This window comes from Clostridium sp. (assembly GCF_050717515.1).
GTDB lineage: Bacteria > Bacillota > Clostridia > Clostridiales > Clostridiaceae > Clostridium_AD.
Genome location: NZ_JBOITL010000042.1, coordinates 149,007 through 171,395 on the forward strand (window position 1 = coordinate 149,007; position 22,389 = coordinate 171,395).

Genomic DNA, 22,389 nt, shown 5'->3' on the forward strand with positions numbered 1-22,389 from the left:
GCAAATGAAAATCGCCTCATTTTTTTATAAAGTGAGGCGATTTTTATTTATATTTTAAATTTAGGTTCAGAGCTAATGTCTAATTTTAATAAGCTCTTCCCCAAGTTACTATAGCCTTAGCTGGTTTTCCACAACATAAGCAAACACCTTTTTTATCTGGTTGATCCAGTGGCATGCATCTAGAAGATGCACCAGCTACTTCTTTTACATTTTCTTCACAAGCGAGTTCACCACACCATGGAGCATCAACAAATCCTAAAGTTTTATCAAGAAGCTCTTTTAGCTCTTCTACTGTGGTTGTGCTAAAGGTTCTTTTATTTTGTATATTTCTAGCTTTTTCAAGTAGTGATTTTTGAATATCTTTTAAAATTTCTGGTACTAATGCTTCTAGTTCAGGCATTGGAACAATGATTTTTTCTCTTGTATCACGTCTAACTAATACTACTTGATTTTTTTCTATATCTTTTGGTCCAACTTCAAGCCTTAGTGGGACACCTTTCATTTCATATTGGCTAAATTTCCATCCAGCCATTTTGTCGCTAGTATCCATTTTTACTCTAGCTACCTTTGACAACATATTCTTAAGTTCTGTAGCTTTTTCAATTACGCCTTCTTTATGGAGTGCAACTGGAACTATGATAAGTTGAATTGGAGCCACTGCTGGTGGCAGTACCAAACCACTTTCATCACCATGAACCATGATTATAGCACCGATAAGTCTTGTGGACATTCCCCAAGAAGTTTGGTGAACATAAGCAAGTTTTCCTGTTTTATCTGTATATTGAATGTTAAATGCTCTGGCAAAACCATCTCCGAAGTTATGAGAAGTACCGCATTGCAGTGCTTTCCCATCGTGCATTAAACTTTCAATTGTGTAAGTATCTTTTGCTCCTGCAAATTTCTCTTTTTCAGTTTTTTGACCTTTTATAACTGGAATCGCAAGGGTTTCTTCGCAAAAAGTTGCGTATATATTTAACATTTTAAGGGTTTCTTCTTTTGATTCTTCCGCAGTTGCATGAGCGGTATGTCCTTCTTGCCATAAAAATTCTGAGCTTCTAAGAAAAGGTCTAGTAGTTTTTTCCCATCTTACTACAGAACACCATTGATTATATAATTTAGGAAGATCATTGTAAGATTGAATTATCTTTGCATAGTGATCACAAAATAATGTTTCAGAAGTAGGTCTCACGCAAAGTCTTTCTGCTAATAGTTCGTTACCGCCATGTGTTACCCAAGCAACCTCTGGTGCGAAGCCTTTAACATGATCTGCTTCTTTTTTTAGAAGGCTTTCAGGAATGAACATTGGCATATATACATTTTCGTGATCTGTATCTTTAAACATCTGATCTAAAATTTTCTGAATATTCTCCCAAATTGCATATCCGTAAGGCCTTATTACCATGCAACCTCTAACGCTTGCATAATCAGCGAGTTCTGCTTTTTTTACAATATCTGTATACCATTGTGCAAAATCATCTTCCATAGAGGCGATAGATTCTACAAATTTTTTATCTTTTTCCATAATTAATCTCCTCTCATTTAATAAAATTTTTAAAAATGAATACAAAAAAAACCCCATCCCGAAAAGGGACCGAGAAATATCGGTGGTACCACCCTAGTTGATATAAAAAATATCCACTCAGATTCTAGATAACGGTAGAAAACCGCTGTAGCTTACTGCAAAAAAAACATTTCGTACAGAACTCCAAGGTGGGTTCAAAATGATCTTTTAAAAATCTTACACCAATGATTTTCTCGCTGTGAAAAGATCTCATTTTTACTAATCCTTTTCTTTGTATTGGGTATATTCACTTTTAATGACAGTTTACTTTATACTTTAGAATTAATCATAGAATAAAAATAATAATATGTCAAGACTATTTTTACCTGAAATTAGGGGTTTTAATATTTTACGTGCAAATTAACGACATTTTAGAAGGAAAGCTTCCTCGCTTCTATAAGTGAGAGTCTAAATATCCGTCTGAAGTCATTGATATTGTAGCTTCACAGATGATGATTTAATGAAAAATGATTGAAGATATGCATGTATATTAAAAAATAGAGCAAAGTATTTAGAGAGTGTAAAAATAATAAAAAATTTTATATAATTCAAGGGTTTGCTTTGTTATTTTAAATAAAGTTAGTATAATGAAATAAATGGGGAAATAATAAAGAGGGTGATGAATTGGTAATTGCAGAAATGTTTTACACTGTAAAGGAAATTATGAATAAAAAATTCATAAAAGTAAAAACAAGTGAAAGCATCAAAGAGGCTTTAAATAAAATGATTGATGCAAACAAAGATGAAGTTTTAGTAGTAGATTCGGCGGGGATGCTAATTGGAGTTTTTACAAAAAAAGATATATCTAAAATTAAAAAAAATAAAAACATATCTTTTCAGGAAGAAGTTATAAAATATACTAACAAAAATGTAGTTACAATAGATATGAATGCTTCTGCTAGAGCTGCAAGAAATCTAATGATAGAGAATGGAATAGGAAGATTACCAGTAATAGAAAATAAAATAATTAAAGGGGTAATTACCAGCAATAATATAAGGGATACTTTTTACCTGAAGATTGATGAAATGTTTGATCTTCAAAATAATATTATTGACAACTTACATGAAGCGGTATGTATTTGTAGTGATAGTGGAATAGTAAACTACTGGAATAAGAGTTCTGAACAACTATATGGTGTAAGGGCAGAAAATATACTTGGAAAGTATATTGGGTCTTTTTTTCCTAATGCGTTAATTATGAAAACTTTAAAAGATGGTAAACGAAGAGACAATGAGGGAAATGAGCCTGTTACAGGTAAGTTTGTTGTTTTAAGTACAGTGCCAATATTCAATGGTAAAGGAAAATTAGTGGCGGTAGTATCTACGGATCGAGATGTTACGGAAGTAGTAACATTATCAAAACAATTAGAAAAAGAAAAAAGAAAAGTTGAATTATTGCAGATTGCATATAAGAAAGAAATTGCGGCAAACTATAATTTTTCTTCAATTGTAGGGAAAAACAAAAAAATAATTGAAGCTATTGCAATGTCGCAAAAGGTAGCACAAAGTTCTGCTAGCATATTAATTACTGGGGAAAGTGGTACAGGAAAAGAGGTTTTTGCAAGATCAATTCATGAAGCTAGTGGTAGAGTAGGGAATTTTGTAGCAGTGAATTGTAGTGCAATTCCTGAGCAATTAATTGAAAGTGAAGTTTTTGGATATGTAGAAGGCGCTTTTACTGGTGCCATTCGGAAAGGCAAAATAGGAAAGTTTGAATTTGCAAATAATGGGACTTTGTTTTTAGATGAAATTGGGGATATGCCCATGGAAATGCAAGTAAAATTTTTGAGGGTGCTGCAAGATGGTATAGTATATAGACTGGGAAGTGAAAAGGGCGTTGTTACAGATACACGCATAATAGCTGCTACAAATAGGAATTTAAATGATTTGATGAAAGAAAAAAAATTTAGAGATGATTTATATTATAGGTTTGCAGTTGTTCAAATTGAATTACCACCACTTAGGCAGCGAAAAGAAGATATAAAAGAGTTGGTAGATTTATTTATAAAGCAAGTAGCTGATAAAGAAAATATAGACATAGATAGCATAGATGAGGGGATATACCCACTGCTTGTTAATTGTAAGTGGGAAGGAAATATTAGAGAACTAAAAAATGTAATACAGAGGATGATTGTACTTTCTACAGAAGGGAAGATTACATTAGATACACTTCCGGAATACATTCTAGAAAATAGTGAAGACAAAAAAAAAATAGACATATATACCAATGAAAGTCAAATTTTGGAGCAAGAGCAAAATAAATATGATTTGGCGAAAATCGTTGAGAGCGTAGAAAAAAACACCATAGCAGAAGTGTTACTATCCGTGGGTGGAAATAAACAGAAAGCCGCAAAAATATTAAATTTAAAGAGAAGTACTTTATATTATAAATTAAATCAATATGGTCTTTTAGAAAAGCAAAACTAGAGTGTCAGAAAACTAAACAGTGTGTCGGTTTTCCGACACGCCTAATACTGCTAAAAAGCGTTATAAAACGACTTTTAGGTAATGAAATGTGAAAATAGTGTCGGAAAATAGACGCTATTTTTTTTGATTAAAAAATAATAGCTTGTATTGAAGAACTCTATAGACTGACAAATCAGTATTTACAACATCTATAGGCAAAGTATAAAATCTTTGAAAAGTTGGCACACTAATTGCGTATATATTTAAGTGAAAGAATATGGAGGTGGTTTTATGCCAATGACCTATAAATTTCCTCTTAAAATGCACGTAGGTGCACCTTCTACTACAATTGTAAAAGAAGGGCAAATTGTTAAAAGAGGCGAATGTATTGCAAACCCAGAGGGATGCGGTGCTAAAATTCATTCTAGTATCACTGGAAAAGTAACTAAAATTACAGAAAATGAAATCTTTATTTTAGCGGACGAAAATCAAAGTACGGAGTACATAAAAATTAAAAAATGTGGGAAAATAGAAGATACTGCCTATGAAGCAGGTATTGTTGGTGCCGGTGGAGCTGGATTTCCTACTCATATTAAATTAAAAACACAGGTGCCTGATGGATATGTAATTGCAAATTGTGTTGAATGCGAACCAGCATTACATCATAATATAGAAGTTTTAGAAAAAAACCCAGAGTGTATTATTAAGGGAATAAGATATGCTATGACTGCAACTGGGGCGCCAAAGGGTTATATAGCAGTAAAAGCAAAAAACAAAAAAGCTATTGCATCACTTAAAAAGGCACTTTCTGGAGCAATAGATGTAGAAGTAAAAGAGTTAAGAGATATATATCCAATGGGTGAGGAAAGAGCATTGATTCATGAAATATTTGGAACATGGCTTAATCCTGATCAATTGCCTTTTGAAGCAAAATGTGTAGTTCTAAATGGAGAAACTTTAGAAAATCTAACAAATGCCATAGAGCAAGGTAAACCAGTAATAGATAAAGACGTTACAATAGTTGGAAAATTAAAAGGTGGAAATGAAAGTCATGTTTTCTTACAGGTACCTGTAGGAACTCCAGTGAAATACCTAATTGAAAAAGCGGGTGGAATAGATGGAGAATATGGTGAAATCATTATTGGTGGACCATATACAGGAAAATCTGAAGACATAGAAAGTGCAGTTGTTACAAAAACATCAGGTGGTGCAATTGTTACAATACCACTTCCGAAATATGAAGGACCAATAGGACTTCTTGTATGTGCTTGCGCAGCAGATGAAGCGAGATTACGGAATGTTGCAGAAAAAATGCATTCAGAAGTAGTTGGGGTTGCAACATGCAAAAATGTAGTTAAAGTAAGAGGTTTAAACAAATGCTTAACCCCAGGAGATTGTCCAGGGCAGGCAGAAGCAATACTTTACCTTAAAAAACAAGGCGCAAAAAGAGTATTAATAGCAAATTGTAGTGACTGCTCAAATACAGTAATGTGTTGTGCTCCTAAAATGGGGATTCCAGTATATCACCACACAGATCATGTATTTAGAACAATAGATTATCCGCTTACAAGAAGATTACCAATGGAAGAAAAGTAAAAAAAATAAGGAGGTTATGTTCATGTCAATGAGTGATGAGCACGCAGCAGAATTTAAAAATGAAGTCGCAGTTGTATGTTGTAGAACAGAAGAGGGAACAATTCTTACTGCAGCTAATTTAGAAGATCCATCAATATTCCCAGATTTAGTGGATTCAGGATTATTAACAATACCTGGAAACTGTTTGAAAATAGGTCAGGTTATTGGGGCAAAACTTACTAAGACAATTGATTCACTAGTACCATTAACACCAGAAATAGTAGAGGGTGTAATTGCTACTACAGAAGAGAAGAAAGTAGTAGAATTAACTGATGGTAATGAAAAGGCAGTATTAAAAGATAATAAAAGTGCAGGAGATGTTATTACAGCTGAGGATTTAGAAAACCCAATGCATTTTGATAAACTACAAGACTCTCTACTTCTAAAATTAGATGAGAGTGTTTTAAGTAGAAGCGAAGTAATTGGTGCAACTTTAAAAGTAGATGCAGTAGCATTAACTCCTGTAACTCCAAACATTTTAGAAGGATTTAAGGAGGAAGTATCTATGAAAGCTGAAGCACCAGTAATGTCATCTGCTATAAGTGGTGGAGTGTTAAAAATTAAAATTGCAGAAGGTAAGGGTATTGATATAGAAATCCCTCTTAATTCATTTAGTCAAAATACAGTTCAAGCAGTAGAAACAGTAAAAACAGCAAGCGCTGGAATGGCTGTAGCTAAAGAAGCTGTAAAAGAAAGTAAGACTCCAGAAGTAAAGCTCGAAGACAAAATTGTAAGAAAGCTTGTTAAAAAACACTTCAAAATAGAAGAAGTTAAATTTGGTCCTGAAACTAAAATTGAAGGAACAACACTTTATATTAGAGAAAATATCTGCACAGATGCTGTGAAAATCAGCGAACTTGTTACAGATATTAAAATTGATATAATTACACCAGATAAGTACAACACATATAGTGAAACAATTATGGATGTACAGCCAATTGCTACAAAAGAAGGAGAACATAAATTAGGTCAAGGGGTAACAAGAGTATTAGACGGTGTTATCGTTATGGTTACCGGAACAGATGAAAATGGCGTTCAAATTGGAGAATTTGGTTCTTCAGAAGGTATTTTAGAAGAAAATATTATGTGGGGAAGACCAAGCGCACCAGATAAAGGTGAAATTTTCATTAAAACTCAAGTTACAATACTTGCAGGAATGAACATGGAAAGACCAGGACCTTTTGCTGCTCATAAAGCAACAGATATGATCACACAAGAAATTAGAGAAGCTCTAAAGAAACTAGATGAAAGCTTAGTAGTAAACAGTGAAGAATTTGTTCAATACAGAAGAACTGGTAGAAAGAAAATAGTAGTAGTAAAAGAAATCATGGGCCAAGGCGCAATGCATGATAACTTAATTCTTCCAGTAGAGCCAGTTGGAATACTTGGTGGAAAACCAAACGTTGACCTTGGAAATTTACCAATTGTACTTTCACCATTAGAAGTATTAGATGGTGGAATTCATGCATTAACTTGTATAGGACCTGCATCAAAAGAATGTTCAAGACATTACTGGAGAGAACCACTTGTTATAGCAGCAATGAATGATCCAGAAGTTGATTTTTGCGGAGTTGTACTTGTAGGAAGCCCACAAATCAATAGTGAAAAGTTTTATGTATCTGAAAGACTTGGAATGACTATTGAGACAATGGATGTTGCAGGTGCAATTGTTACAACAGAAGGATTTGGAAATAACCATATCGACTTTGCTAGCCACATTGAGCAAATAGGTATGCGTGGAATTGGCGTTGTAGGAATGTCTTTCTGTGGAGTTCAAGGTGCTCTAGTTGTTGGTAATAAGTATACTAAGTACATGGTTGACAACAATAAATCAGAAGCAGGAATTGAAAATGAAGTTTTAGGATGTAATACACTTTGCAAAGAAGATGCAATCCGTGCGCTTGCAATGCTTAAAACTGCAATAGCAGGAGAAGAAGTAGTAGCAGCAGAAAGACATTGGAATGCAAATGTTAAGGAAAGCAATCTTGAATCTGTTGAGAAAACATATGCAGTTTCCATTGAAAGAGTAGAAAATGAAACTTCAATTCCAGTAAGTAAAAAAAGATTAGAAAAATATTCAGCAAAATAAGGAGAAACAATGAAATACGGCGATAAGATAATAGAAATGTATGGAATTATAGTAGAAAAGCATGAGGGTATGGTATGTATCGATTTAAAAGGAAGATTAGGGTACATGAAGATACCAATGAGGATGCTAATTACAGATTATCCTGTGCAGGTAGGTCAAGAAGTCGGATTTAGAATGAGTTTCATTGAGGTTCTTTCTGAAGAACCCAACGAAAAATACGTTAGTAATATAGAGACAAGAAACAGAAAGGAAGGGAAAGTATAATGAGTTTAACAACCGTTAAAGGATTACAATCAGAAATATTTGTACCAATTACACCACCACCAGTTTGGACACCGGTAACAAAACCATTAAATGAAATGAGAGTTGCTTTTGCCACTGCTTCAGGAGTACATTTGAAAACAGACAAGAGATTTAATTTAGCAGGAGACTTTACTTTTAGAGCTGTTCCAGGTAATACAAAATCTAATGACTTAATGGTATCCCATGGTGGATATGATAATGGAGACGTAAACAAAGATATAAATTGTATGTTCCCCATTGATAGATTAAGAGAACTTGCAGCTGAAGGATTTATAAAAGAAATTGCTCCAATGCATTATGGATTTATGGGCGGCGGCGGAGACCAAGATAAGTTTAAAAACGAAACTGGTCCTGCTATTGCAAAGTTACTAAAAGCTGAAGGTGTAGACGCAGTTGTTTTAACAGCTGGCTGAGGAACTTGTCACCGCTCCGCTGTACTTGTACAGAGAGCGATAGAGGAATCAGGGATTCCTACGATACTTATTGCAGCGCTGCCACCAGTAGTTAGGCAAGCTGGAACACCAAGATCTGTTGCACCACTTGTTCCAATGGGAGCAAATGCTGGAGCACCAAATGATAAAGAAATGCAAACAAATATATTAAAAGCTACTTTATTACAACTTATAGCTATACCATCAGCTGGAAAAATTGTTCCATTACCTTATGAGTACGCAGCAAAAGTTTAACGACATTGCAGCACCGAAGGTGATGAACAGCTGCGAAGGTGATGAACAGCTGCGAAGGTTATAATTAAATAAAATTAGGAATGTCGCCAAATTTAATTTTGGCGCATTCCTATATAAAAAAATGAATTGTGGTGAGATGTATGGAAAATGAAATTGAAATGCGAAAATTATTGATTAAAACATTCCATATTGAAAAAGTAGAGTTTGGTAAAAAAACTATTATCCAAAATAAAATATTGTACTTAAGAGAAGATATAAAGAAGGATTTAATGCAAGAATCTATAGATATTATAAAGTGTATCGAAGTGGAAATAGTAAATCCAAAACAACATGATTTTTTTGTTAATAGCATTATGGATTTTTCACCAATAGCAACTAAGGTTTTAGGGAAAATTGGTGATGGAATAACACATACTTTAACAGGAGTCTATGTTATGCTCACGGGTATAGATGAAATGGGAATTCAAGTTGCAGAATTTGGATCTTCAGAAGGCATTTTATCAGAGCAAGTAGTGTTTGGTCGTGCAGGTACTCCAAATGAAACAGATATTATAATTCATGTAGATGTAATACTCAAAGATGGAATGGGCGCAGTAAGGATAGGACCCACAGCAGCACATAGGGCCTGTGATAGATTAGTTCAGGAAATAAGGGAAGCTTTAAAGAAAATGAATGGAAAAGTATATGATGAGAAGTTTGAATATTTTGACAAAATTAAACTTGGAAAAAAGAAAGTAGTTGTTATAAAACAGGTAGCGGGTCAAGGTGCAATGTATGATACACAGTTACTCGGCAAAGAACCGGGTGGCTTTGAAAGTGGCAGATCTATTATAGATTTAGGGAATGTACCAATAATATTGAGCCCGAATGAATATAGAGATGGTGCTTTGAGGGCTATGCATTAATAATCATCTTTGGTGTCATTAATCGGCACTTCTTTCAGTGTCGTTAAACTATGTAATCCTGGTGAGGAGGAATACTATGGGAGTTGGTCCATCTACAAAGGAAACAACGTTGCATCATTTTAGAGATCCACTGCTGGATGTTATATCTAAGGATGCGGATATTGATTTGTTAGGCATAATTATTGTTGGAACACCTCAATCTAATGAAGATAAATTGTTTGTTGGACAAAGAGCAGCAGCATGGACAGAAGCTATGAGAGCTGATGGGGTTATTATATCTGTAGATGGTTGGGGTAATAGTCATGTAGACTATGCTAATACTATCGAAGAAATTGGAAAGAGAAACATACCGGTAGTAGGGCTTAGCTTTGTAGGTACTCAAGCACAATTTGTAGTTACAAATAAATATATGGATACAATTGTTGATTTCAACAAATCAGTAGAGGGTATTGAAACAGAAATAGTAGGACAAAATACAGTTTGTGAATTAGATGCAAAAAAAGCGCTAGCGCTTTTGAAACTTAAAATGAATAGAAAGATGAGGGGATAAATTATGAAAGCAATGAGAATGATCAATGCAGTAGATTCACATACCATGGGAGAACCAACAAGAATTATAACTGGCGGTGTACCGGTAATTCCAGGAAATACTATGCCTGAAAAGAAAGAATACTTGGAAAAACATTTGGATTATTTGAGAACAGCAATTATGCTTGAACCAAGAGGGCATAATGATATGTTTGGATCAATTATTACTGCTCCAACAATGCCAGAAGCTCATTTAGGAATTATTTTTATGGATGGTGGCGGATATTTAAATATGTGCGGTCATGGTTCTATTGGAGCTGCAACAGTAGTTGTAGAAACTGGAATAATTCCTATGGTAGAACCTTACACATATCTAACTTTAGAAGCGCCGGCAGGACTAGTTAAGGCAAAAGTTAAAGTGGAAAATCAAAAGGTAAAAGAAGTTTCTATCCAAAATGTTCCTTCTTTTCTTTATAAGGAAAATGTACAAGTGGATGTTCCTGAACTCGGTAAAATAACTCTTGATATTTCTTTTGGAGGAAGTTTTTTTGCACTTGTTAAAGCTGTTGACTTAGATCTTGATATTTGTCCTAAAAATGCACAGAAATTGTGTGAAGTAGGAATGAAAATTCTAAATGCAATTAATGCATCTATTCCTGTTAAGCATCCATTGCTACCTCATATAAACACAGTAGATTTGGTTGAAATATATGGACCTGCTAAAAATCCAAAGGCTACTCTTCAAAATGTAGTAGTATTTGGAGACGGACAAGTAGATAGATCTCCTTGTGGGACAGGAACAAGTGCTAAACTTGCATATTTGTATGCAAAGGGCCATTTGAAACAAAATGAAGAATTTGTATATGAAAGTATTGTTGGAACTATGTTTAAAGGCAAAGTACTTGAAGAAGTGCAAGTAGGGCAGTTCAAAGGTGTCATTCCAGAAATAACAGGCAGTGCATATATTACTGGATTCAATCAATTTGTTATTGATGAAGAAGATCCTCTAAAATATGGATTTAAGCTATAATTAACAGGAAATATTTAGTATTAAACGTTAGTATATACCATTAGTGGAATAAACTGAATTATCTATTAAATGAATAATTCATAGACAATATAAGTATAATGTAGTAGAATAAAAATCTAAACAATATAAATTTATGTGACTTTTTTAACTAAACTATTTAAAATACAAATAATGTATGAATTTTGGTAACAATTAACATGCACTATTTAGAAATCTTTTTAAATGGTGCATGCTAATGATATATTAATTAAACAAGGGGGAATTTAAAATGTTAATCGCAGTATTATCAGCACTAGGTCTTTTAACCCTTTATTTCGCAATAATTTTTATTAAGGACTACATGCTAGCTTCAAAGGAAGGTAGACTTGAAAAACCAAGTTTTTTAGCTACAGGATTTGTAGGGTTCTTCACAAATTTCTTTGATACGCTAGGTATTGGTAGCTTTGCACCTACAACTGCACTATTAAAACAATTCAAACTTACAAATGATAGAACACTACCGGGAACATTAAACGTATCCTGTACAATTCCAGTAGTATTGGAAGCATTTATTTTTATTACAGTTATAAAAGTTGACCCAATTACACTTGTTGCGTTGCTTTTCGCAGCAACGGTAGGAGCAATTCTTGGAGCTGGGTTTGTTGCTAAACTCGATGTAAAGAAAATTCAATTAGGAATGGCAATTGCATTAATAATTGTAGCGGTTGTTATGACGCTTCAACAATTGAAAATGTTCCCTGCTGGAGGAGATGCAATTGGTCTTACAGGAGCAAAACTAATTTTCGCGATTATAGGTAACTTTATACTTGGTGCTTTAATGACACTTGGAATAGGTCTTTATGCTCCGTGTATGGCACTTATATATGCACTTGGATTAAGCCCAGCAATTGCATTTCCAATTATGATGGGTTCTTGTGCATTCTTAATGCCAGCAGCTTCTGTTAAATTTGTTAAAGAAGGAGCTTATGATAGAAAAGCTTCTATGGCAATAACAGTATTTGGAGTAATAGGCGTAATTATTGCAGCAAAAATTGTTAAATCCTTACCACTTGATATATTGAAATGGGTTGTTGTTGTGGTTATAATTTATACAGCTATTACAATGTTCATGTCTTATTTAAAACCAGTTAAACAAAAAGCATAAAATATATCTGAATAAAAAAACAGGTTTTAAAGAAAGATTACCCTTTGTCTAAGACTTTTTAAAAAAAGGCTAAATTTAAAAGATGAATTCTGTTAAAGTAACAGGAATCATCTTTTTTTACGTTCTATGAATATTATGTATACAACTGCTATGCTATATTTACTGTTTTTAAAAATATTGCAGAAAAAATTCCAAATTCCAACTTTATATATGGAAAATATTGAAACTGAACTCTTTTCTTTTTATTGTATAAATTTACAATAAATGATATTATTATTATATATTTGAATAAATTTAACATAAAAAGAGGGGGATGTTATATGAATATACCATGGTGGCAGTATGTACTTTCAATGGGCTTATATACTGTATTTCTTCTATTTCTTATTGATTATATGAGAATTCACTACAAATTTGCAAGCTGGTTTTGGATTGCAGCGTTATTTACCTTTCCGCTTTGGATTATTGGCGGAGGCGTAATTGGATGGTTCAGATGGTCTAAGACCCTCAGCGTTCTTTTACCCACTGCTTTTCTTGGTATTTGTCGTATCGCAACTTATGAAAAAAAACAAGGAAAAATTTGGAAATCAATACAAAAGAAATGGGTTCTTTGGTTTTTCTATGCTATATTGTTTTTAAACATAATGGAAGCAACAATAAAGGATGTAACCCTAGGTAATTATTTTAATGCAGCTTGTGGATTTTTGCTTTGTGTAACAATGCCATTTGCACCAGAGTTTTGGAGCTTTTCAAAAGAGAAACCTGGGGATCTTATAAGTTATACAACTATAGCTTGGAACTTTATTTACACCACATGGAATGCATGTTTCGTATTTGCTGAGTGGCCAAAGGCATTAGCTGGTACTCTATGTATATTGGTAGCTGCAGAATTATATCCCATTATTAAAAGGCGCCCAGAATTGTATATAATATCTCGTGTATATACATTAGCTTTTATGATGCTTTTAAAGGCATGTTTCCCTCCAGTTATTCCAGCACTAATGGATTCTACAGCTTGGTTTAACTCGGATGTACTGCTTTATTGGGGGATATTTAATTTTGCAATTATTGTACCTTATGTTTTCTGGCATATGTGGCAGCTTCATACAGGCAAGTCAAAAGTCAGCTTTAGAAGAGGAAGAGTGGATGAAAGTACGTCGTCTTGCTAGATGAAGAAAATACAAATATATAACAAAACACCTATATCTAATGGAATATAGGTGTTTTGTTTACAAATATTAAAAAATGTCTTTGTTATTCTTCTTATAAAGAAAAGAAAATATAAGGATTCCAATTATAGAAATTAGAAAGCATTCTTTATAATATATAATAATAAAGCTATTTTTAAAAGTATATTTGATAATTTCTTTAGATGCCACATCATAGCATCTTTGTATAGACTCTAAACTTATATATTCAGCAGTATCTTTGGGAGTATGTATTCGAGTCATATCATTGTCACAGAAACTTATAGCATCAATGTTTTCACTTCTAAAGCCTTCGTGATCACTAGCATCTTCAAAAAGATAATTGAAAAATATTTTTTCTTTTTTGCAAGTACTTGAAACTGATTTTATAAAAGGTGTTTTATCGGTGTCTTTTTTTCCTCCCATGATGCATAGAGGAACAGCACTATTACTTCCAATCATGTCAAAATTAAATACTTTACTATTTTGTATATAATCTTTATATTTCGTAATAAAAGCCTTTGAGCCCAGGCAACCAAATTCTTCCGCATTAAAGCCTAAGAAGAGAATGCTCCTATCTGGTTTACCAAGCGAAGTTAAATATTTACTCATTTCTAGCATAAAGGAAAGACCGGATGCATCATCTAGAGCACCACTATATATAGTGCCATTTAAATCCGTACCTAAATGGTCGAAGTGTGCTGAAACAATTATTGGTGGAGCAGAGACATCTTTGCCTTCTAAATAGCCCATAACATTATTTACAGTGGTCTCTGAGACCCGGAAAGGGATAAAACAATTAACGCTGCAATTCCTGTTTAATAAATCTTTAAGTGATGCAAGGGTTTCTTTAGTAATCATAATATACATGTTATAATTAGAGTCATAAACAAAAGAACTTCTAAAGGACAGATCATTATCGCGAGGAACAAAGAATATGAAGGATCCATCAATAGTATTAACTTCAAGATAGTCTTCTTTTATTACGCTTATATTATTTTTATCGAAGGTTAAATCATTGCTTTTGAAGTTTTGCATGTCTTCTTTAAAATCCATACTATAAACAAAGTCTTTTACTATTTTGCCCTGGTTGTCTAATACTTTTAAATATGGACTGCCATCTATTTTTTTAGGATATAGTACTTTAAAGTTTTGAAGTTCACTATCTTTATAAGGTTTTAAACCGTTATTTTTGAACTGCAAGTTAATATAAGTAGCAATTTCTGCATTTTCTAAAGTGCCAGTAAGTCTACCTTTGAAGTGATTTGAGGAGATATATTTTATATTTTGGTACACATTTGTAGGATTGAATCTATATAGGGTATAATATATATGTGAACTATAAAGGAATAATAAAATACAAAGGGCTAAAAAACAAGAACATATTAATTTTTTCATATATTTCTCCTAAAAAATTTTATCTTTATATAGATATGAAGATAGAACTTGGGGTATGATTAAATATGTTAATTTTGGGACCTTAGACTTAAAATATAAATTGCGAGAGGAGGATTGGCTATTTAGGCATACAAAATAAATAACGAGAATACTGACTAGGTATTTATTTTATGTGACTTGCAAGGATAGCTAGAAAAAATATGGAAAATATAGAAAGTAGATTAATAAGTGAATTTGGAATAAGTAAGCAGCAATCTGAGAATGTAATCCAGTTATTAGATGAAGGGAACACAGTCCCTTTTATAGCTAGATATCGAAAAGAAAGAACAGGTGGACTTGATGATATAGTACTTAGAAATTTCACAGAGAGACTTATATATCTTAGAAATTTAGAAGGAAGAAAAACAGACGTACTACGTATTATTGGAGAACAAGAAAATCTAACAGAGGAAATTGAAAATTCAATAAAAAAATGTGAGACCCTTACAGAAATAGAGGATATTTATAGGCCCTTTAAGCCTAAGAAAAGGACCAGAGCCATCATTGCAATAGAAAAGGGGCTAAAACCTCTTGCTGAAATTATTTTTAGTGGCGAGTTTAGTGGTGATATAAATGAGTATGCGCAGAAATTTATAAGTGAAGAAAAAGGAGTTACTACATCTTTAGACGCACTTGAAGGTGCTGGTGATATTATCAGTGAGATGATTTCAGACGAAGCTGACTTCCGAAAGTGGATTAGGGCCCTGGTGCATAGTCAAGGAATGGTAGAAACTAAGGGTGGAAGTGACGACACTACACCATTCGAAATGTATTATGAGTATAAAGAAGGCGTTAAATCTATTCCGCCACATAGGATTCTTGCTATAAATAGAGGCGAAAATAGCAAGATACTTTCTGTTAAAATTAAAGCTGACAATGATAAAATTATTGAGTACTTAAGAGCTAGATGCTTAAAGGGGAATAATGAAACTGATAAGTATATAGAGCTAAGTATAGCTGATTCTGTAAAAAGGCTTATATTTCCATCAATTGAAAGAGAAATAAGGTCAGAGCTAACAGAAAAAGGTGAAATAGGGGCTATTGAAATATTTAAAGCTAATTTAAAGGCTCTTTTAATGCAATCTCCTATAAAAGGGAAGGTAGTGCTTGGATTTGACCCTGGGTTTAGAACTGGGTGTAAAATAGCGGTGCTTGATGATACGGGGAAAGTTTTAGATATGGCTACGGTATATGCTACTGCGGGCAGTAAGGATGGCGTACAAAAATCCATAGGTATTATTAAAGCATTAGTAAATAAGCACAATGTGGAAGTAATATCATTAGGTAATGGAACTGCTAGTCGTGAATCTGAAGAAATTTTAGCTCAGATAATTAAAGAATTAAAAGAGGAATGCTCAAAAGATCTGTACTACGTTATAGTTTCAGAGGCGGGTGCATCAGTATATTCTGCGTCAGAGCTTGCATCAAAAGAATATCCAGATATAGATGTATCTATTAGAGGAGCTATTTCTATAGGAAGAAGACTTCAAGATCCTTTAGTGGAGCTTGTGAAAATTGATCCTAAAGCTATTGGAGTTGGACAATACCAACATGATGTAACTCCTAAAAAACTTGATGAATCCTTAAAAGGAGTAGTTGAAGACTGTGTTAATGCTGTTGGGGTAGATCTTAATATTGCAACTCCTTCACTATTATCTTATATATCAGGTATAAATGCAGCTATAGCTCAAAATATTGTAGCCTATAGAGAAGAGAATGGTAAATTTATAGCTAGAAAACAATTATTAAAAGTGAAAAGATTAGGCGCAAAAGCTTATGAGCAATGTGCGGGATTTTTAAGAGTCATGGAGAGCAAAGAGTTTTTAGATAATACTTCAGTTCATCCTGAGTCATATAATGCTGCAAAACAGTTATTGGATTTATTAGAGTATTCAAAGGAAGATCTAAAATCACTAAATTTTAAAGATATGGATGAGCGAGTTAAAACTATTAATCTAAATGAACTGGCTGAAAAATTAGAAATAGGTGTTCCAACTCTTAGAGATATTATAAAAGAAATTAAAAAGCCGGGTAGAGATCCAAGAGAAGAATTACCTAAGCCACTATTAAAAACAGGTGTAGTTCAAATGTCCCATCTTAAGCCGGGTATGAAACTTATGGGTACAGTTAGAAATGTATCTGACTTTGGAGCTTTTGTTGACATTGGAGTCCATCAGGATGGGTTAGTACATATAAGTCAGCTATCAGATAAATTTGTAAAGCATCCCTTGGATGTAGTTACGGTTGGAGATATAGTAGAGGTTAGTGTGCTAGAAGTTGATGAGAAAAGGAAGAGAATATCATTATCTATGAAAAATATATAATTTGTATATTGCTTTTTCTATTAAACGTATATATAATTAAGTTATAAAATAAAATTTGATAATCTTCAGGGCGGGGCGAATTTCCCCACCGGCGGTAAAGCCCGCGAGCCGAAAGGCAGATTCGGTTTAACTCCGAAGCCGACAGTAAAGTCTGGATAAAAGAAGATGTGATATATGCGAATTCGCCCTGACATAGTTCTATGTCAGGGTTTTTATTATATCCATCCCTAGAAGACATATTCAATTAGGGGGTATAAAAATGAGAGACGAAAAACTTGTTAAACTTATTAAAATTTCACTTTTATCTGTGATGGCTTTTCTTTTGATGTATATTGAATTACCAATACCTATATTTCCGGAATTCTTAAAATTTGATATCAGCGATCTACCAGCGCTGTTAGGGGCCTTTGCATTAGGACCAATAGCGGGAGTTGTTATTGAACTTTTTAAAAATATATTACATGGAATGCTAGCAGGAAAAACGGCCTTTGTGGGAGAACTTGCAAATTTCCTGGTAGGTTCAAGTTTAGTATTAGTATCTGGATATATATATAAGGCTCGTAAAAGTAAAGGTGGAGCTGTTGTTGCATTATTACTTGGAGTAATTTGCATGTCGATTTTTGCAGGGATATTAAACTATTTTGTTGTTCTACCACTATACGAAAGTGTATTAGGATTCCCAGTAGCTGCTGTTGTAGGAATGGGGACAAAAATAAATCATAAAATTATAGATTTAAATTCCTTTATTATTTGGTCAATTATTCCTTTCAATTTTATTAAAGGAATAGTAGTATCATCGGTAACCCTAGCTCTATATAAAAGTGTTTCTCCTATACTTCATAAAGAAAATGTAGAGAGAGAATACAAAAACAGACAAGGCAATTATCAGTCAAAAATATAGAAAACAATGGCATAGACGTAAAGGGGTACCTATTTTATAGGTACCCCTTTACTAGTTAATATTTTTCATGATTTATGTTACAGATTACGATTCCACATAATTACTGCATCTTCTCCGTTGTCTTCATAATAATGAGGTCTAACGCTTACCTTTTCAAAGCCATGTTTTTCATATAAGTTTATAGCAAGAAAATTTGAACTTCTAACTTCTAAGGTTATAGCTGTTACTTTTTGCTTTCTACAAATTCTAAATAAGGCTTCTACGATTAAATCTCCACCACCGTGGCCTCGGGCATCGGGATGAATTGCAACATTAGTAATATGGGACTCATCTATAATTAACCACATGCCTCCATAACCTACTATAGAATCGCCCTTCTTGAGTACTACATATTTAGCGAATTTATTATCTAATTCGCTTTCTAGGGATTCTAAACTCCAAGAAATCGGAAAGCTTAATTCGCTAATATTGAGGATAGATTTAATAGACGACTTATCCATTGGACAAATTTTAAAATCGCTATTCATTTTTATTTTGCCTCATTTTTTCTTCGTACTCTCGCTCTGCTTGGGGTTTTCGAAGGTAAATAGGTACTGACGCGTATAAATCATCCACTGTCCCCTTAGATAAGAGCTTAAGACCTAATTCTCCTAGGGATGATGCCCTGGCTAAATTTAAGTGAGCTGGCGCAAATCTGGCCAGGGGAAAATGTTCTATAAGTTTTTCTCTGAATTTTGGAACACCGTCTCCTACAAAAGAAATATTGCAGTTTTTCTCTTTAAGCATAATTATTAATTCATCTATAGAAATATTTATATAGTCAGTAATGCGGTTAAGCTCGCAATTATTAAAAGTATATAAGGATGTATAAACATTATCTCTTAGTGCATCTAGTATAGGACAGATAATTCCATCTGTATATGCTAAGTTATATGCTAAGGAATCTAAGGTGGATACAGTTGCAAATGGCTTTCCTGTACCCTGGCTAAGACCTTTGATGGTGGAAAGTCCTATTCTAAGCCCTGTAAAAGAACCGGGCCCCTTTGAGGCTACAAAGGCATCTATATCGCCTATGCACATTCCTACATTATTAAATAATTCGTCGATTATAGGCATAAGTATTAGAGAATGTTGCTTTTTATAATTAAAAGTTATTTCACCAAGTACATTGTCATCCTCAAGAATGGCACAAGTCGCTGCAGCTGTAGCAGAATCTATACTTAAAATTTTCATATTTTTATCTCCTTTATATAATCATATCTTTTATCAGAATAGCTTGTGCTGATTTTTCTATAATTATCTCCAAATTCGGGGAGCTTTTCGATGGTAATGGTCAAATTATTCCGTGGAATCAATTCCTCAATATAATTAGCCCATTCAATAATACTAACCGCATCACTAAATATATATTCATCAAAGCCTATAGCTTCTATTTCGTCAGGATCATTTACCCTGTATACATCAAAATGATATAATTTTAAACGACCAGCATACTCATTTACAATTGTAAAAGTAGGGCTTGTTACATGATCTTCAATACCTAAGCCTTTTGCAATTCCTTTTGTTAAATGAGTTTTGCCAGTGCCTAGGTCACCAATTAAGCAGATTATATCGCCTGAATTTACAAGCTCACCTATTAGTTCTCCTATTTTATAAGTTTCTTCTACTGTAGTTACTACAAATTCCATAAGTTTCACCTCACTAGATATTTTATCCTAAAAAATAAAAAAAGAAAAGGTAATCTAAGTGATTACTCATAATATATAGATTTATTTTTAATAATTATATTTCTAAAATAAAAAACAATTGTTTATACTTAAATTATAAAATAAGGTATAATAGCTTATATACTTATTAAGGGGGGGAAAATAATGTTTGTTAATAATTTGATGGTATTAAAAGAAAAATTGATTACGGTAACACCAAAGGTGACAATAGGTAAAGCTTTAGAAATTATGGATGAAAATAATTTTTTATCAATTCCTGTGGCTGAAGGTAATAAATTCATTGGAACAATTTCAAAAGAAAGAATTTATACTTACTATTATGAAAATTGTCTTGATAAGAAATGCTTGTTATCTGATTTTATAGTTGAAAATGTAATGAGGACTGATGTACCTCTTATTAATCCAATGCAACAAGCAGAAGAAGCAGCACATTTTTTAGAGACAAGAAGTGTTTCTTTTGTTGCTGTAGTGGATAACAATGGTGATTTTAAGGGCATAGTTACACATCATGCTATATTTCATGAATTTACTGAGTTATTTGGGCTTAATAAAGGAAAACGCTTAGCTGTGATAGCTTATGATATTCAAGGTCAGATTTCTAAACTTTCAAAAATAATAACTGAAAACAAAGGTGATATAATTAGTTTTGTAGTTATTGATCCAAAAAGTCTTACTGAGGTTAAGGAGATTGTTGTAAGACTTGAGACAGATAACTTTGATGACATCATTGCAAAAGTAAAGGCAGCAGGGTTTAAAGTAGAATAATTTGTTAATAGTAAAATAGACATTAAGAAACGCGGAGCGTACATGAGGTATTTCTCCTGTGTTTCTTAATAAGTTGGAAATATAAAACACTTGCATTTATTAAAAATACATGATATAATTTGGATGTATTTTAGGGATATAGCTCAGTTGGTAGAGTAGTGGTCTCCAAAACCATTGGTTGTAGGTTCGACCCCTACTATCCCTGCCATTTTTTTAAAATTTTATACGCAATAAAGGGGTATGGCTCAATTGGTAGAGTAGTGGTCTCCAAAACCATTGGTTGTAGGTTCGAGTCCTACTACCCCTGCCAAATTAAACCTGTGAAATTATTTTCACGGGTTTTTGCGTTTATTTATAATGGACTATCAAATTTTAGTATTAGGCATTTCCAAAAATAGACTAGTATAGCGACTAGTCATTTTTTTTAGATGCCTTAAAATAGGAGGGTATGTAATGCAGCAATATGACATAGTAGTAATTGGAGGAGGCATCGCAGGCCTTGCAGCTGCTATTTCAGCTAAAGAACACTACGAGGGTGAAATACTGATTTTAGAAAGAGAAAATCAATTGGGCGGAACAATAAATCAGTGTATCCATAATGGATTTGGTGTGAACACTTTTGGTGAAGACTTGACTGGACCTGAATTTGTACAGAAACTTATAGATAAAGTTAATAAACTGGGTATTTCATATAAATTAGAAACTACGGTTTTAAATTTAACTCCTACTAAAGAAATTAGTGCGGTGAATACTTATGATGGAATCTTTAAAATAAGAGCCGAAGCTATAATAATTTCCACTGGGTGTAGAGAAAGACCAAGAGGATTTTCTAATTTAGCTGGTAGCACCTGTGCGGGTATATATACTGTTGGGGCTGCGCAGAAGTTTGTAAATATAGAAGGATATATGCCAGGAAAACAAATTATAATATTGGGTACAGGAGATATTGCATTAATAATGGCAAGTAGACTTTCTATTGAAGGAACTAATGTTAAAGCTATAGTTGAAGATAAAGATTATATTGAAGCAGTTGATAAAAAACTGGGTAATGCCCTTAATGATTTTAATATACCATTAAGAACAAAGCAAAAAATCACTGCCATTTCAGGCAAAAGTAGAATTGAAGGCGTTACTTTAGTAAAATTGGATAATAATAATAGAGTTATTAAAGGTAGCGAGGAATATATTTCTTGTGATGCATTACTTTTATCTGTAAAATTATTTCCAGATAATGAGCTCGCAAAACAAGCAAAAATTGAAGTTGATTCATCAACGGGACAAATTAAAGTAAATGAAAAATCACAAACCAATATAGCTGGCATTTTTGCTTGTGGAAACGTAGCTAGTGGGTATGAATTTTCTGGAAAAGTAGTAAAACAAAGTCAAAATATAGGGATTGCTACTTCGCAATACCTAAAGGATTACAAAATTTAGGCATTAACTGTTAGTTTATTCTAACAGTTTTTTTGTAGGAAATTGTAAGAGTATTAATCCGCAGATGGACTTACATCATAACTACTCGAAAAAGCAATGGGCTAAAATAACTAAAGGGTATTGACATATTTTAATGTTAAGAATATAATATAATAAAGAAAAGTAATTCATACTAAAATACTAGGAAATACTGAGAAAAAGGAAAGTAGTATAAGAATAATATACAGAGAGAGAGTCTAAAGCTGAGAAGATTCTTATGGGAAACTTATATGAAGTGCCCTTTGGAGTTGTGCACCGAATTAGGCATATGAATATGTCTTTGGTAGG

Annotated in this window: 19 protein-coding genes, 2 tRNA genes, 1 riboswitch and 2 other annotated features (1 of these 24 cut by a window edge); of the genes, 16 read left to right on the forward strand and 5 right to left on the reverse strand. The window is 33.1% G+C overall.

Translation table 11 applies throughout. The features are described from left to right. Positions 1 to 85: 85 nt before the first annotated feature. Positions 86 to 1,522, reverse strand: coding sequence for a proline--tRNA ligase (proS, locus tag ACREV6_RS25040; RefSeq protein WP_431580760.1), 1,437 nt, complete (start codon positions 1,520 to 1,522; stop codon positions 86 to 88). Between the two features lie 61 nt (positions 1,523 to 1,583). Beyond that, positions 1,584 to 1,803 (reverse strand) — a binding site (T-box leader). A 382-nt stretch (positions 1,804 to 2,185) separates the two neighbouring features. Here proS and ACREV6_RS25045 point away from each other — a divergent pair. From ACREV6_RS25045 to ACREV6_RS25090, 10 genes are all read left to right on the forward strand, one after another. Next, on the forward strand, positions 2,186 to 3,988 hold the full coding sequence (locus tag ACREV6_RS25045) for a sigma 54-interacting transcriptional regulator (RefSeq protein ID WP_431580761.1): 1,803 nt from the start codon (positions 2,186 to 2,188) through the stop codon (positions 3,986 to 3,988). Positions 3,989 to 4,258: 270 nt separating this feature from the next. Then, entirely contained in the window at positions 4,259 to 5,563 is a 1,305-nt protein-coding gene (prdC, locus tag ACREV6_RS25050) for a proline reductase-associated electron transfer protein PrdC (protein ID WP_431580762.1), read from the forward strand. Between the two features lie 22 nt (positions 5,564 to 5,585). Next, positions 5,586 to 7,691: a D-proline reductase (dithiol) proprotein PrdA gene (gene prdA, locus ACREV6_RS25055; protein ID WP_431580763.1), complete on the forward strand. Its 2,106-nt coding sequence runs from the start codon at positions 5,586 to 5,588 to the stop codon at positions 7,689 to 7,691. Between the two features lie 9 nt (positions 7,692 to 7,700). Continuing rightward, positions 7,701 to 7,955 carry a CBO2463/CBO2479 domain-containing protein gene (locus ACREV6_RS25060; protein ID WP_431580764.1) on the forward strand — a complete coding sequence of 85 codons (255 nt, stop codon included), beginning with the start codon at positions 7,701 to 7,703 and terminating at the stop codon, positions 7,953 to 7,955. After that, a complete protein-coding gene (gene prdB / locus ACREV6_RS25065) occupies positions 7,955 to 8,680 on the forward strand; it encodes a D-proline reductase (dithiol) protein PrdB (protein WP_431580765.1) in 726 nt (241 codons plus the stop codon). Before ACREV6_RS25060 ends, prdB begins: the two co-directional genes overlap by 1 nt. 140 nt (positions 8,681 to 8,820) lie before the next feature. Beyond that, positions 8,821 to 9,585, forward strand: coding sequence for a proline reductase cluster protein PrdD (gene prdD / locus ACREV6_RS25070; protein WP_431580766.1), 765 nt, complete (start codon positions 8,821 to 8,823; stop codon positions 9,583 to 9,585). 76 nt (positions 9,586 to 9,661) lie between these two features. Then, positions 9,662 to 10,135 carry a glycine/sarcosine/betaine reductase component B subunit gene (locus tag ACREV6_RS25075; RefSeq protein ID WP_431580767.1) on the forward strand — a complete coding sequence of 158 codons (474 nt, stop codon included), beginning with the start codon at positions 9,662 to 9,664 and terminating at the stop codon, positions 10,133 to 10,135. Between the two features lie 3 nt (positions 10,136 to 10,138). Next, a complete protein-coding gene (locus tag ACREV6_RS25080) occupies positions 10,139 to 11,143 on the forward strand; it encodes a proline racemase (RefSeq protein WP_431580768.1) in 1,005 nt (334 codons plus the stop codon). 268 nt (positions 11,144 to 11,411) lie between these two features. Next, the gene (locus tag ACREV6_RS25085) at positions 11,412 to 12,287 is read left to right on the forward strand and encodes a sulfite exporter TauE/SafE family protein (RefSeq protein ID WP_431580769.1); all 876 of its coding nucleotides are present in this window, start codon (positions 11,412 to 11,414) and stop codon (positions 12,285 to 12,287) included. A gap of 320 nt (positions 12,288 to 12,607) precedes the next feature. Continuing rightward, complete coding sequence (locus ACREV6_RS25090; protein ID WP_431580770.1) at positions 12,608 to 13,456, forward strand: hypothetical protein; 849 nt, start codon at positions 12,608 to 12,610, stop codon at positions 13,454 to 13,456. Between the two features lie 69 nt (positions 13,457 to 13,525). Here the strand turns inward: ACREV6_RS25090 and ACREV6_RS25095 are convergent, their stop codons facing one another. Next, entirely contained in the window at positions 13,526 to 14,872 is a 1,347-nt protein-coding gene (locus ACREV6_RS25095) for a M28 family metallopeptidase (RefSeq protein WP_431580771.1), read from the reverse strand. 200 nt (positions 14,873 to 15,072) lie between these two features. Here ACREV6_RS25095 and ACREV6_RS25100 point away from each other — a divergent pair, with 200 nt between their 5' ends. Both ACREV6_RS25100 and ACREV6_RS25105 read left to right on the forward strand, forming a co-directional pair. Next, a complete protein-coding gene (locus tag ACREV6_RS25100; protein WP_431580772.1) occupies positions 15,073 to 17,235 on the forward strand; it encodes a Tex family protein in 2,163 nt (720 codons plus the stop codon). Positions 17,236 to 17,292: 57 nt separating this feature from the next. After that, positions 17,293 to 17,406: riboswitch (FMN riboswitch) on the forward strand. A gap of 88 nt (positions 17,407 to 17,494) precedes the next feature. Next, positions 17,495 to 18,136: an ECF transporter S component gene (locus ACREV6_RS25105; RefSeq protein WP_431580773.1), complete on the forward strand. Its 642-nt coding sequence runs from the start codon at positions 17,495 to 17,497 to the stop codon at positions 18,134 to 18,136. 77 nt (positions 18,137 to 18,213) lie between these two features. Here ACREV6_RS25105 and rimI read toward each other — a convergent pair whose 3' ends face one another. From rimI to tsaE, 3 genes are read right to left on the reverse strand one after another with little or no spacing between them, the layout of a single operon-like run. Continuing rightward, positions 18,214 to 18,663: a ribosomal protein S18-alanine N-acetyltransferase gene (gene rimI / locus ACREV6_RS25110; RefSeq protein WP_124997192.1), complete on the reverse strand. Its 450-nt coding sequence runs from the start codon at positions 18,661 to 18,663 to the stop codon at positions 18,214 to 18,216. Next, positions 18,656 to 19,369 carry a tRNA (adenosine(37)-N6)-threonylcarbamoyltransferase complex dimerization subunit type 1 TsaB gene (gene tsaB, locus ACREV6_RS25115; protein ID WP_431580774.1) on the reverse strand — a complete coding sequence of 238 codons (714 nt, stop codon included), beginning with the start codon at positions 19,367 to 19,369 and terminating at the stop codon, positions 18,656 to 18,658. The genes rimI and tsaB overlap by 8 nt, the downstream gene beginning before the upstream one ends. Further along, the gene (gene tsaE, locus ACREV6_RS25120) at positions 19,366 to 19,824 is read right to left on the reverse strand and encodes a tRNA (adenosine(37)-N6)-threonylcarbamoyltransferase complex ATPase subunit type 1 TsaE (protein WP_431580775.1); all 459 of its coding nucleotides are present in this window, start codon (positions 19,822 to 19,824) and stop codon (positions 19,366 to 19,368) included. Before tsaE ends, tsaB begins: the two co-directional genes overlap by 4 nt. 183 nt (positions 19,825 to 20,007) lie before the next feature. Between tsaE and ACREV6_RS25125 the strand changes: the two genes are divergently transcribed. From ACREV6_RS25125 to ACREV6_RS25140, 4 genes are all read left to right on the forward strand, one after another. Then, complete coding sequence (locus ACREV6_RS25125; RefSeq protein WP_431580776.1) at positions 20,008 to 20,628, forward strand: CBS domain-containing protein; 621 nt, start codon at positions 20,008 to 20,010, stop codon at positions 20,626 to 20,628. 132 nt (positions 20,629 to 20,760) lie between these two features. Continuing rightward, positions 20,761 to 20,836, forward strand: a tRNA-Trp gene (locus ACREV6_RS25130). A gap of 26 nt (positions 20,837 to 20,862) precedes the next feature. Continuing rightward, positions 20,863 to 20,938: transfer RNA gene (locus ACREV6_RS25135), tRNA-Trp, on the forward strand. Between the two features lie 143 nt (positions 20,939 to 21,081). Further along, positions 21,082 to 22,062, forward strand: a complete 981-nt coding sequence (locus tag ACREV6_RS25140) for an NAD(P)/FAD-dependent oxidoreductase (protein WP_431580777.1) — start codon at positions 21,082 to 21,084, stop codon at positions 22,060 to 22,062. A 183-nt stretch (positions 22,063 to 22,245) separates the two neighbouring features. Further along, positions 22,246 to 22,389: a binding site (T-box leader), on the forward strand; it runs 122 nt beyond the window's last position.